Source organism: Clostridium sp. (assembly GCF_030532265.1).
Taxonomy (GTDB): domain Bacteria; phylum Bacillota; class Clostridia; order Clostridiales; family Clostridiaceae; genus Clostridium.
In genome coordinates, this window is record NZ_JAUNLM010000020.1 from 3,147 (window position 1) to 16,108 (window position 12,962).

At 28.5% G+C, this 12,962-nt stretch carries 12 protein-coding genes; all 12 read right to left on the minus strand.

Features of this window, described 5'->3' with window-relative positions; genetic code table 11:
* Window positions 1–258: 258 nt before the first annotated feature.
* Window positions 259–1,428, minus strand: a complete 1,170-nt coding sequence (gene rodA / locus Q4E08_RS06195; protein ID WP_303129437.1) for a rod shape-determining protein RodA — start codon at window positions 1,426–1,428, stop codon at window positions 259–261.
* A 217-nt stretch (window positions 1,429–1,645) separates the two neighbouring features.
* Window positions 1,646–1,918 (minus strand): cell division topological specificity factor MinE, encoded by a 273-nt coding sequence (minE, locus tag Q4E08_RS06200; protein WP_303129438.1) that lies wholly within the window; start codon window positions 1,916–1,918, stop codon window positions 1,646–1,648.
* 13 nt (window positions 1,919–1,931) lie between these two features.
* Window positions 1,932–2,729 (minus strand): septum site-determining protein MinD, encoded by a 798-nt coding sequence (gene minD / locus Q4E08_RS06205; RefSeq protein ID WP_303129439.1) that lies wholly within the window; start codon window positions 2,727–2,729, stop codon window positions 1,932–1,934.
* 26 nt (window positions 2,730–2,755) lie between these two features.
* Window positions 2,756–3,400 carry a septum site-determining protein MinC gene (gene minC, locus Q4E08_RS06210; protein WP_303129440.1) on the minus strand — a complete coding sequence of 215 codons (645 nt, stop codon included), beginning with the start codon at window positions 3,398–3,400 and terminating at the stop codon, window positions 2,756–2,758.
* A gap of 180 nt (window positions 3,401–3,580) precedes the next feature.
* The gene (locus Q4E08_RS06215; RefSeq protein WP_303129441.1) at window positions 3,581–6,625 is read right to left on the minus strand and encodes a penicillin-binding transpeptidase domain-containing protein; all 3,045 of its coding nucleotides are present in this window, start codon (window positions 6,623–6,625) and stop codon (window positions 3,581–3,583) included.
* Window positions 6,622–7,113 (minus strand): rod shape-determining protein MreD, encoded by a 492-nt coding sequence (gene mreD / locus Q4E08_RS06220; RefSeq protein WP_303129442.1) that lies wholly within the window; start codon window positions 7,111–7,113, stop codon window positions 6,622–6,624. The genes Q4E08_RS06215 and mreD overlap by 4 nt, the downstream gene beginning before the upstream one ends.
* Before the next feature lie 11 nt (window positions 7,114–7,124).
* On the minus strand, window positions 7,125–7,970 hold the full coding sequence (gene mreC, locus Q4E08_RS06225; RefSeq protein ID WP_303129443.1) for a rod shape-determining protein MreC: 846 nt from the start codon (window positions 7,968–7,970) through the stop codon (window positions 7,125–7,127).
* Window positions 7,971–7,974: 4 nt separating this feature from the next.
* Window positions 7,975–8,988 carry a rod shape-determining protein gene (locus tag Q4E08_RS06230; protein WP_303129444.1) on the minus strand — a complete coding sequence of 338 codons (1,014 nt, stop codon included), beginning with the start codon at window positions 8,986–8,988 and terminating at the stop codon, window positions 7,975–7,977.
* Window positions 8,989–9,006: 18 nt separating this feature from the next.
* Entirely contained in the window at window positions 9,007–9,696 is a 690-nt protein-coding gene (radC, locus tag Q4E08_RS06235; protein ID WP_303129445.1) for a DNA repair protein RadC, read from the minus strand.
* Window positions 9,697–9,739: 43 nt separating this feature from the next.
* Window positions 9,740–10,306 carry a Maf-like protein gene (locus Q4E08_RS06240; protein WP_303129446.1) on the minus strand — a complete coding sequence of 189 codons (567 nt, stop codon included), beginning with the start codon at window positions 10,304–10,306 and terminating at the stop codon, window positions 9,740–9,742.
* 196 nt (window positions 10,307–10,502) lie between these two features.
* Window positions 10,503–11,300, minus strand: a complete 798-nt coding sequence (locus tag Q4E08_RS06245; protein ID WP_303129447.1) for an SPOR domain-containing protein — start codon at window positions 11,298–11,300, stop codon at window positions 10,503–10,505.
* Between the two features lie 113 nt (window positions 11,301–11,413).
* Complete coding sequence (locus tag Q4E08_RS06250; RefSeq protein WP_303129461.1) at window positions 11,414–12,865, minus strand: aminoacyl-histidine dipeptidase; 1,452 nt, start codon at window positions 12,863–12,865, stop codon at window positions 11,414–11,416.
* Between the last annotated feature and the right edge of the window lie 97 nt (window positions 12,866–12,962).

The following is a 12,962-nucleotide window of genomic DNA, read 5'->3' on the forward strand; positions in this document are numbered from 1 at the left end:
CATATAAAATTCTTAACAATTATATCGAAATTCTACTATCTTTATATAAAAATTTATATTTAAAATTTATATAATTCTATTTTTTAATCTTTTATTTTATTTAAATATTCCTTTAGGGGTATATGTATAGTTTAAAAATATAATATTTTTAGTCTTGTATATTATTTAAATATTTTTATAATTTACCTTATATAATTTTTTATAAATAAAAAAAGATGACTTTTGAATTATATTCAAAAATCATCTTAATATTTAAATTTAAAATCTTATTTTTTTTCTTCTCATTCCTACATTAAGTACTAAACCAATTGACATAATTGTAGTTAAAAGCGAACTACCTCCATAACTTATAAGAGGTAATGTAATACCTGTTATAGGTAAAAGTCCGATTGTCATTCCTATATTTTGTAATATAGCAAATAAAAAATATGATATTATACCAACACATATTATAGAACCAAAAATATCCTTTGAGGTTCTTGCTATTGATATCATTCTAAATATTAATATTCCATATAAGGTTAGCAAGAACATAACTCCTAAAAATCCCCAATGCTCTGCTATTGCTGAAAATATAAAGTCAGTCTGAACCTCCGGAACATGTTGAGCTGCATACCCTGATGTTCCATCATTTGTTAATGATGGCCTACTACCTAAAACTCCACCTGATCCTATTGCTATAAGTGATTGACTTAAATGGTATCCAGAACCAGACATATTAGCTTCTGGATTCATGAAAGATGTAATTCTTGTTTTTTGGTAATCTTGTATTATTCCCGAATTCCAAACTATAAGAATACCTAAAACTAATGCTAAAAGTCCACCACCAATTATTTTATTATCAAGTCCTGCAACATAAAATATACCTAAAACTATAAAGAATGAAACCATAGTCATTCCCATATCAGGCTGTATTACTATAAATAATACTGGTACTGCAGCATAAAAAACAAGTGTAAAGAAATTTTTCAAATTATTTATTTGCATATCCATTTCTTCTAATTTTCTTGCAAGCATAAGTATCATACCAAACTTGGCTATCTCAGAGGCTTGAATAGAAACCGGACCTAACTTAATCCACCCTCTTGCTCCATTAACTACTGAACCTAAAAACATTGTTGCTATAAGTAATATTACAGATCCCCAATAAAATATAGGTACATAATTATATAATACTCTATAATCTACTGCCATAAATATGTAAAGAACTAAAAGTGAAACAATAAACCATATTGTTTGCTTCATAGGATATAGTGTTCCACCCGTTTTTCCTTTAGTTGCTAAATATATGTTTAATATACCAAATAAAACTAGTAGAACCATAGATAAAAGTAATAATTTATCTATATCTCTAATTTTTTTGAAATCAAGCTTATATCTACTATATGAACTTTCTCTCCTATCAAACAGCAAATCTCCTCTCAACAAGGTCTTCACCTCCTAAAAACATGTATTTTAATTATATCTCATTATTAATTTATTCTCTATATTAATTCATTCTCTAAATAAAAAAATAATAAAATCTTAATATATAAAATTATTCTTAACATAAAAAACTGTACACAAAATTAGTATACAGTTTTTTTACTCTTATATTATTATGTTTAATTTTTTCTAAAATACCATAAGAAAATAACTAAAATTATTATTGTCCTCTTATATTTTTAATTGGTATATTAGCTACTAAAGCTGAACTTGCTTCACCTTCTTCAATATCACTTTTACTAACTGATATTTCAACATCTTCAGCTGATATTTCTATATATTTTGAAAGCACTTCTAATATTTCTAATCTTATCTTTTCTAATGTTTCTGTTGGAATATTTCCTCTATCATGAATAAGTATAAGCTTTAATCTATCTTTAGCTATATCTTTTGGTTTAGGTCTACTATTTGTTAAACTACTAAAGAACCCCATATTAAAATACCCCCTATTTACGCTTAAATAACTTCATTAAAGATCCAAAGAATCCCTGTGGCTCTTCATTTAAATTCATAAATGGAACAGTTTCTCCAGTTATTCTTTTAGCTATATTTCTAAAAGCTTGACCAGCTCTTGATGATTCTTCTAAAACAATAGGTTCACCTTTATTTGTTGAAACAGTTATCTCCTTATCATCTGGTACAACACCTAAAAGCTCAATTGAAAGAGTTTCAATTATATCACTAACATCAAGCATATCTCCTCTTTGAGTCATAGCAAAATTTAATCTATTAACTATAACAGAGTGATCTTCTAACCCCTTAGCATCTAGCTTTCCAATTACTCTATCAGCATCTCTAACTGATGTTATTTCTGGGTTTACTACTACTACAGCTTTATCTGCACCTATTACTGAATTTTCAAATCCTTGCTCAATACCAGCTGGTGAATCTATTATTACATAATCAAAATCTTCTTTTAATTCTTTTATTATTTTAAGCATTTGTTGTGGACTTATATCATCTTTATCTTTTGTTTGAGCTGTTGGAAGTAAGCAAAGATTAGGAAATCTTTTATCTTTAATTAAAGCTTGCTTTAATCTACATCTTCCTTCAATAACATCTATTATAGTATATACAATTCTATTTTCTAATCCCATTAATACATCTAAATTTCTAAGTCCTGTATCTCCATCAACAACAACAACTTTTTTTCCAAGCGCAGCTAATGCAGTACCAATATTAGCTGTTGTTGTAGTTTTACCTACTCCACCTTTTCCTGATGTAATTACAATAGATACTCCCATTAAACAATCCCTCCATGATTTTTCTTTTAATATATATATTTGTTTGGTAAATACGGTTCTACAATTATAGCCCCATCCTTTATCTTCGCAACTTCAGGATACTCAGGCTTTTGAGAATCTGGTGATAAAGTTACAAGATCTGCAATCTTTAATATTTCAGGTTGAAGACTAAATGCTGCAATTATAGCTTTTTTATTACCAGTAGAACCAGCACTAACATTTCCTTTTATACTACCTAAAACAATTATATTTCCAGTAACTATAACTTCTGCTCCACTATTTATATCTCCAACTATAACAATATTACCATTATATTTTATACATTGACCACTTCTTACTGTTTTTCTTATAAATTTTGTTTTTCCCTCATAAACCCCTGAAAAGGTTCTTTTATCTTTTTCTTTGTCCTTAATAAGTTCTTCTTGTAGTATAATATCTTTTATTTCTATTTCTTCAAATAGAGCATTTTTTAAATGCAATAGTTCCTTCTCATTTATTAAGTTCAAATTAGTGCTTATCGTAAGAGTAGAATTTTTATAAAAACGCTTTCCTTTTGATAACTTCTCTATAAGTAACTCTAACATTTCTCCAAAACCACTAAATTTATTCATATTTATAACGGCACTTAATCCATCTTTATTGCCTTTTATAATTATTCTATCATCCATCATTGGCTTCCCTCCACCAATCTTTGTCACTATAAGCATTATTCTACAATTTAGAATAAAAGTCCTTTTTATATTATATCATTAAAATGTAAGTATTTGTAGTTTTACTTTGTTTATTAAGGAAAAAATAACACTTATGTATAATGTCATAAGTGTTATTTAAGTTCATTAATTAATATAACTTTAATTATTGTTATAATTTATAACTTTAATTGTTGCATCTTTGATTTTACTATCTACTATTTTCTTTTCATCTGCTTTCTTCTTTTCAGCTTCTTGTTTTTCCTCTTCCTTTTTCTCAGCTTCTTTTATTGCTTCTTCACTATTATCTTTTGGAGCATCAGTTACATACTTTTTAAATGAACTTGAGCTCTTTGCATAATCTGGATGCTTTTTAAGTATCTCATCTTTAAAATATGCTTCATAAGTAGCTTTTGCAACTGGAGCTGTAAATGATCCGTGACCACCATCATATATAACACCTACAAAAGCAATCTGTGGATCATCAATTGGAGCAAAGCTGACATAAGTTGCATATGGAGATCTTCCATAAGTTCTTTGATCATTTGAATAATCCGCAGTACCAGTCTTACCTGCTGTTGGTATTGGGAATGAGTTAAATACTGAAGATGCTGTACCTTCATCTGCATCATTTGCTCTTCTCATACCTTCTTTAACTGCTGCTAAAGCTGATTTATTTATATCAATATGATCTAATACTTTTGGCTCAAATTTTTCAACTACTTTTCCATTTGGATCTGTAACACTATCTACTAAATGAAGTGCATATCTTGTTCCACCATTTGCAAGAGTTGAAATATATGATGCAAGCTGAATTGGTGTATAATGATTGATACCTTGACCTATAGCTGAATAAATAAGCTGACCTGGTGATGTCATTTCTGCTGATTTATCAACAACAACAAATCTTGCAATTGCATTTGATACTAATGATGCTTGCTCATCTAAATTAGCTTTTTTATTATATTTATCTTCGTATTTTTTTACATTTGCTTTATACTTATTTGAATTTTGCATTATACCTTTTACATCTGGCAATATACTTAAGGCAAATTGATCTTGTTTCATAGCATCTTTATTAACAAATACTTCTTCAAATCTATCTTTAATTTTAGATTTTAAATCAGTTTTTAATTCTTTTACCTTATCACTATCATCATCACTAAATGTAAAATCAAATGGTATAAAAGAAGACATTCCTCTATAATTTGCAAGTGCTGATCCACTTGGTGTTTCATCTTCTAAGTACCCAGCAAGTTCAAAATTTGATAAACCAATTATACTCTCTTTAAATGATTTAAAGTTATATGTTTGACCACTTGTATTTTCTTCTATTTCTATTCCAGTTGAAGGATTTGATTTACCATTTGGATCTACTCCAAGACCAAATTTCCAAGCATATTTTGCAATAGCATTTAATGATTCTGGTCTGTTAGCATCTCCTCCAGCTTTCATATAAAGTCTATATGCTGTTTCATAGAAGAAGAAGTTACATGAAACCTCTAATGCCTTTTCAACATTTGTAGGACCATGACTTCCTGGATATATCCAACATACAGGAGCAAAGCTCTTACCAAATGTTTCTGGATGTACATTAAATTTACCAGTAGCATTTACAACTGTATCTGGTTTTATTACTCCCTCTTGAAGTCCAACCAATGCAGTTAATGGCTTAAATATTGATCCTGGTGGTAATGTACCAAGTGTAGCATAATTATAAAATGGTTTTGGATATAAATCATATGGATCTGTTCTATATCCATTTTTATCTTTAGGGAATAAATCATTTACTGATTTATGTACACCTGTTTTCTTTATAAGTTCTTTCCCAAACTTTTCAAGATTAGGTGAGAAATATTCTTCTGTTTGTTGCTTTGTAAGCTGTCCAGGAATTGCAAAAAGATTTGGATCAAAGTCTGGATAGCTTGTAAGCGCAAGTATCTTTCCAGTTTTAACATCTACAGCTAACGCTGCTCCTCTAGTTGCATTTGGGAATACATTTCCACTTGAATCTGAAGTTCCTGTTCTTACCTTATCTATAGTATCTTTTAAAGCTTGTTGCATTGCATATTGAACATTTTTATCAATTGTTAAATTTACAGTGTTACCTGGGTAAGATGATAATTTAAATAGCTCTTCTGTAATTCTACCTTCTGAGTTAACTTTAACAGTTTTACCACCTTTAACACCTTTTAATTCATCTTCAAAAGCAGATTCAATACCCGCCTTACCTATAAGATCTGTTGAAGGGTCATAACCTTTTAATTTATAGTCTTCTTCTAATGAACTATCAATTTGACCAACATATCCAAGTACAGCTGAACCTAACTTTCCATAAGGATATTCTCTAACTGGTTGAAGTTCAACTCCTATCCCTGGCAAATCATTAAGTTTTTGATAAATTATAAAAGCTGTATCTTTCTTTATATTACTTGCAATAGTTACAGATTTATATCCTTTAAAACTTTGCATTTTAATCGCATCTTTTACAACCATATAATTTCTTATATCATCTAATGAATAAGATTTTAAAATTAAATCTGTTAATTGCTTTCCATTCATATTTTGATATTGTTCTTTTTGCTCCTTTGATGGCTCGGGATTAATAAGACTTATCATATCGTAACTTTTTACTAAATAATAAAAAGCTTGTTCTGGAGTTACATTAATTAACTCTTTATCAATTTTTGCAATTTGATCATCAGTTAAATCATCACTATTAATTTTTAATTCTTTTTGAATTTCTTCATTCATTCCTCTATCTTTTAGGAATCTAAGTTTTTCATATTGTTGTGCATCTGGTGATGAACTCTTATAAGCAAAGTAAAAATTACCTTTATCATCTATCTTAAGTAATAAATCATCTTGAACAGATTCTCCATTTTCTTTAAGAATATCAAATATTGTATCCATTGTTTTATAAAAGTTCTTTTGTGCATTATCAGTTGTTGTATATGTTAATGTATAAGTTTGCCTATTTGTTGCAAGTACATTCCCATTCTTATCTAATATTTCACCTCTAGGTGCTTTTTCAGCAATAAACCTAACAGCATTTTGATTTGCTCTATCTTCATAATCATCATGCTTATACACTTGTAAGTATGCTAATCTAACACATATAGCTGAAAATATTACAATCATTATTATAGTAAGAACTGCATATCTGGAAAGTTTTTTCTTTTTTTGTTTTGGCTTATTAACTATCATCTAAACCTCCATTTATCATTCACATCTTCAGTATTTGAAAGTTTTAAAACATACTTATATGCTATAAATGCTATTACAGAATTATATAATGCTACTATAAGAATATTATTAATTGGAGCACTAATTTTAAGTAAATGCATTATTACAAATATAACTAAGTGCTTCACTATAGTTGCAGCAAATACTATTGCAACTGGAACAATTTTTTTACTTTTAAAAATTCCATTTCCTATATAAGCAACTATTAAACATATAACCATGTTAACTAAAGCATTTACCCCAATTCCATTTGAAAAAAATATATCTTGCAGTATTCCACTTACAACACCGATAAATAAAGCTTCACCATATCCATTTATAAGTGAATATATAACTGCAAATATAAATAATAAGCTTGGAAATGCCCCCCATATACTTAAAAAAGGCATTAATGAATTATCAAGTATAAGTAAGAGTAGAGATATTAAAACTAAAATTAATTTTTTCATATCATCACCTCTTAATATTTAATATCACGTTTATCTTTTGGAACTACAATAAATAATTCTTCAAGCTTATTAAAATTAACTTCCGGTTCTATGACAGCATTTTTCATTACATTTACCTTGTCTTCTTCAACTGACTTAACAGTACCAACTACTATATCTTTTGGATATATTTGTCCAAGTCCTGATGTAACTATTTTATCCCCTGCCTTTACATCTGAATTCATAGGTAAATTTTCAACTTTAACTATTGATTTATCAACTGATTCTCTATAACTTCTAAGTATACCTGTATTTTCTTTTGTTCTACTAACCTTAACACTAACAGCAACATCTTCATTTAAAATTGTCTTTATTATTGACCAATTACTGCCAACTGAAGTTACTTGACCTACTAATCCATCAGCAGCTATAACTATCATACCTTTTTCTATTCCATCATTTTTTCCTTTATCTACAATATAACCATCTAATATATTTCCACCGCTATATCCTATTATATTTGTAGCAATATAATCGTAGTCATTTCTAGAATCTTTAAAATTTAAAACTTTTCTAAGCTCATCATTTTCTGATTTTAATCCTGAATATGATAATATTTCTTTTTTTAGATTAGCATTTTCTTGAGTAAGTCTCTTATTTTCTTCTTTTACTGTGGAAAAATTTAAACATAAATCTACAAAGTCTTTTACCTTTGTATTAACTGTATACGCAATTTTTTGTATTGGATTTAAAGCCGCTCCTGCACCACTTTCTACTATACCTTTATTAGGTTCATTAAACGTAAAAATAATTAACCCTAAAAATGTAACTGACAGTACTATTATAGTAACTGTCAGTTTGTTGTTAAGACGCTTCATGTTCTTATCTGTCTTCCTTGCTTATTTTGTCGAAATCTTCTAAAGCCTTTCCAGCTCCTAGAACAACACAATCTAATGGTGTTTCAGCTATATGTACAGGCATATTAGTTTCTTTAGTTATTAAAATATCTAATCCCTTAAGCATAGCGCCTCCACCTGCTAACATTATTCCTTTTTCCATTATATCTGCTGCAAGCTCAGGTGGTGTTTTTTCAAGAGTTGTCTTTATTGATTCTATTATTGCATATACAGGCTCTTTTAAAGCTTCTCTAACTTGTGCTTCTGTTATTTCTATAACCTTTGGTAGTCCTGTAATTAAGTCTCTACCCTTAATTTCCATAACTTTTTCTTCATCATCAATCTTGTAAGCTGATCCGATTTCCATCTTAACTTGTTCAGCTGTTCTTTCACCTATCATTAAATTAAATTCTTTTTTAACATAAGCAATTATTGATTGATCTAACTCATCTCCAGCAACTCTTAATGATTTACTTGTAACTATTCCACCAAGTGAAATAATAGCAACTTCAGTAGTACCGCCTCCGATATCAACAATCATGCTTCCTGTTGGTTCACTTACTGGAAGTCCTGCTCCAATTGCTGCTGCCATTGGTTCTTCCATAAGTATAACTTCTCTTGCTCCTGCAAGTTTAGTAGCTTCTTCGATTGCTCTTTTCTCAACTTCTGTTACTCCTGATGGATAACATACTATTATTCTTGGAGCCTTAAATGCGCTCTTGCTTGCTGCCTTTTCTATTAATGATTTAATCATTGTATGTGCAACATCAAAGTCTGCAATAACTCCATCTCTAAGTGGTCTTATTGCAACTATATTTCCTGGTGTTCTACCAATCATCATTTTTGCTTCTGTACCAACTGCAAGTGGCTTTCTTGTAGTGCTATTTATAGCAACAACTGAAGGTTCTCTAAGTACTACACCTTTACCCTTAACAAATACAAGAGTATTGGCAGTTCCTAAATCTATACCCATGTCTTTACTAGTTCCGAAAAATCCCATTTTTCATTCCCCTTTCGATTATAAAATTCCTTTTTCTTTTAAGCTTACATAAATATTTCTACCAATTACTACGTGGTCTATAAGTTTTATACCTATAATTTCACCACACTCCTTAAGTCTAATAGTAACCTTAATATCTTCATCACTTGGAGTTGGGTCTCCTGACGGGTGATTATGACATATTATTATTGAAGCCGCGCTATTTCTTATAGCTTCATTAAAAATTTCTCTTGGATGTATAAGTGAAGAATTTAAACTTCCCTTAAAAACATCTTTAATCTTTATTATTTCATTTTTTGTGTTAAGTATTATAAGTTTTAACACTTCTTGATTAAATGTACCCATCTCTCCATACAACATACTTGCTACATCATTTGGAGAGGTAACTCTCTTAAATTCATTAAAAGATTTGTAAGTGTTAAATCTTTTAAAAAGTTCCGCAATTGCAATCATTTGGGAAGCTTTTGACTCTTTTACGCCTTTTATTTCTGTCATTTCCTTTATTGATGCATTTAAAATACCATTTAAGCCATTAAATTCTGAAATTATTCTTTGACTTAAAGACAATACATTTTCCCCTTTAGTTCCAGTTCTAAGTATTATTGCTAGTAACTCTGGATTACTCAAAGATTCTGCACCATATCTTAATAGTTTTTCTTTAGGTCTTTCATTTTCAGGCATATCTAATATTTTAAGGTAATTATTCAAGTTTTACACTCCTTGCTTTATTAGAATACCCATCCCCATAAAATTACATTAATTTTTTAAGCATTTTATATGTCCCATTAAGGGGTAACCCAACTACGTTATAGTAACATCCATTTATTTTTTCTACAAAAAGTCCACCCTTATCTTGTATCCCATAAGCACCTGCCTTATCTAATGGACTTCCGCTATTTATGTATTCTGTTATTATGTCACTTTCAACCTCAGAAAAAGTTACCTCTGTTTTAAAACTTTCACAAAGTATTTCTCCAGTTTCATTATTTATTATACAAACACCTGAATAAACTTCATGAGTATTACCACTAAGGTTACTTAGCATTTTAAAGGCATCCTCTTTATCTTTTGGTTTTCCTAAGATGCTACCATTAAAGAAAACAACTGTATCAGCAGATATTATTATATTTTCTTTTGAAACTTGTTTTGAAATAGCCTTACCTTTTCCAAGTGCTAATTCTTTAACATAGTTATTAACATCTCCATTAAAATTAATAGACTTCTCATCAAAATCACTAATTTTAATTTCAAAATCTTTAATTATTCTTTTTAATAGTTCCTGTCTTCTAAGAGACGCTGATGCTAAAATAACTTTCATAATATCCCTCTTTTAAACTACCTTTTGGTATATTATACAGTTATAAACCTAAATATGTAATTACTGTAATTTTTTCCAAACGCAATATTAGGTGTAGTAATACATCACTACACCTAATATAGTTTATCATTTTATAACATCATAAACAAGTAAAAAACTATTATTAAAATAGAATTAATTTTTTTTTAAGATTTGCTTATACTCTATGTTTTATAAGGATTTTATATATAAACTCTAAGGACTTCTCAGCACCTTTTCTATCTAATTCATTTGGTAATTTTTCTATATATTCTCTTAACAATTTTAGTTCATTATTTTCTTTATCAATCTTTTTACTTTCGAATAGTTTTTTAGTCCATTCTTTAAATTCTGTTGTTTTTATACTTTTAACATCCTTATTTTCTAAATTATTTATTATCTTCATAAATCCTGTAAGAATTTCATAACTAACTAAATCATTTTTATCATTATTATTGTAATTGCATTTAATCTTTACATTGGCTATTCCCTTTTTAGTTAATTCATCACTTATTTTATTTGCTTCAGGTTCCAAATATATTCCTGCTATAACTCTAAATTTTTTATTTTCTTCTATTATAAATTTATTATAACTTGATGGTATTTCCTTTAGAGCACTTTGTGCATTTTCCTTTTTTCCATAATATCCACATTGTATCATGAATATTTCCTTACCTTTTATGTTTTCAACTTTAGCTTCAGATTCATTATTTGTTTTATCTTCTGAAGTTCCTTCAGTATTTTCAACCTTATTTTTACTATCATTTTCTTTTTCATTGCTTTTATCTTCACTGTCTACTTTAGCGTTTACCTCAGCATTTCCTCCACTTCCATCTCCTTTAAATATAATAGGTCCTAGGAATAAACCAACAACTACTGCAATTAGTATAACAACAAGTGACATTATTAAAAAATTGCTATTATTATTTCTTTTATTTCTTTTTTTCGGTTTATAATTATATCTTGTGTATCCCATCTTATCCCTCCTAAAATATTACTTTATTAAAATATATTAAGAGGTTTCTTATAATATTCATTATGTAAAAAAATCTTCACTTATTTAAAAGTGAAGATTTTTTTATAATTTTATTATTTTATTGCTTTTAAAATGTTTAATAAATAATCCCAAACATGTTGAACTGATTTTATACTCATATGCTCATCTGGAGTATGAACATCATAAAGATTTGGACCAAAGCTTATCATATCTATATCTCCTAATCTTTCTTTAAATAATCCACATTCTACCCCTGCATGAATTGCAATTATTTTTGGTTCCTCATTATACATTTTCTTATAAACATCAATACAAATTTCTCTTATTTTTGATTCACTGTTATATTCCCAAGCTGGATATGGAGCTACTGTTTCAAAGCCTCCACCTAACATTTCTGTCATAGCTTTGCTTCTTAAAACTATTTCATCTTTTAATGTAGCAACTGAACTTCTAACAGCACTCTTAAATATAACTTTATCTCCTTCTGTCATTACTACTCCAATATTAGTTGAACTTTCAGGTAATCCGTGTATTTCTTTGCTCATTGTATTTATTCCATTTGGATAAATATATAAAAGATTTATAATATTCTCTGTGCATTTTTTATCAAAAGTTTTATTAACTCCTTCATAATCAATAGCTTCTATAGTAATTCCAGGATCTTGAATTCTTAATTCATGTCTAAACATTTCTTCAAATTCTTTAATAGTATTTTTAACTTCTTCTAATTCAGTTTTATTTACTGTTAATATAGCATCAGCTTCTCTTGGAATTGCATTATCTTTTGAACCACCTTCAATTTGTACAAGTCTTATGTCAAATTTTTCACTAAGATTTTTTAATAATCTCGCCATAAGTTTATTTGAATTTCCACGGCCTTTAGTTATTTCTTGACCTGAATGTCCACCTTTTAGACCTCTTATTTTAATTTCTAATCCTACATGATTTTCTAATACTTCTTCCCAATTTATAGTCATTGATGCGTTAGTTCTAACTCCACCCGCACAACTTACTAATATTTCTCCTTCTTCTTCTGAATCAAGATTTAATAATATTTTTCCATCAATATGTTCAGGTGATATATTCATTGCACCTGTCATACCTGTTTCTTCATCTGTAGTTAATAGTAATTCTAGGCTTGGATGTTCTATAGTATCATCTGCAAGTATTGCCATTCCATAAGCTACTGCTATACCATTATCAGCTCCTAGTGTTGTACCAGTTGCATATATATTATCTCCATCAATTCTTAACTTTATTGGATCTTTTGTGAAATCATGTTCTGTATCTTTATTTTTTTCACAAACCATATCCATATGTCCTTGAATTATTACTCCTGGAGCGTTTTCATATCCTTTTGTGGCAGGTTTTTTAATTACTATATTTAAAGCTTCATCTTGTATTACTTCTAATCCAAGATTTTTAGCAAATGAAACTAAATAATCACTTATTTGCTTTTCATTTCCTGAACCTCTTGGAATTTGTGATATTTCCTCAAAATACTTAAACACTAATTTTGGTTCTAAGTTTTCTAAAACTGACATCATTTATCATCCTTTCCATATTTTTTATGATAAAATTATATTGTGAATATAATTTTAGTATATCACAGTATATTATTTAAATTTTAAACTAAATAAT

Bases quoted from the DNA above. Each gene is read 5' to 3' on its own strand.
- minC (WP_303129440.1), bottom strand. From the start codon at position 3,400: ATGATGGATGATAGAATAATTATAAAAGGCAATAAAGATGGATTAAGT.
- Q4E08_RS06245 (WP_303129447.1), bottom strand. From the start codon at position 11,300: ATGGGATACACAAGATATAATTATAAACCGAAAAAAAGAAATAAAAGA.
- Q4E08_RS06230 (WP_303129444.1), bottom strand. From the start codon at position 8,988: ATGGGATTTTTCGGAACTAGTAAAGACATGGGTATAGATTTAGGAACT.
- Q4E08_RS06215 (WP_303129441.1), bottom strand. From the start codon at position 6,625: ATGATAGTTAATAAGCCAAAACAAAAAAAGAAAAAACTTTCCAGATAT.
- mreC (WP_303129443.1), bottom strand. From the start codon at position 7,970: ATGAAGCGTCTTAACAACAAACTGACAGTTACTATAATAGTACTGTCA.
- Q4E08_RS06240 (WP_303129446.1), bottom strand. From the start codon at position 10,306: ATGAAAGTTATTTTAGCATCAGCGTCTCTTAGAAGACAGGAACTATTA.
- mreD (WP_303129442.1), bottom strand. From the start codon at position 7,113: ATGAAAAAATTAATTTTAGTTTTAATATCTCTACTCTTACTTATACTT.
- minE (WP_303129438.1), bottom strand. From the start codon at position 1,918: ATGGGGTTCTTTAGTAGTTTAACAAATAGTAGACCTAAACCAAAAGAT.
- Q4E08_RS06250 (WP_303129461.1), bottom strand. From the start codon at position 12,865: ATGTCAGTTTTAGAAAACTTAGAACCAAAATTAGTGTTTAAGTATTTT.
- minD (WP_303129439.1), bottom strand. From the start codon at position 2,729: ATGGGAGTATCTATTGTAATTACATCAGGAAAAGGTGGAGTAGGTAAA.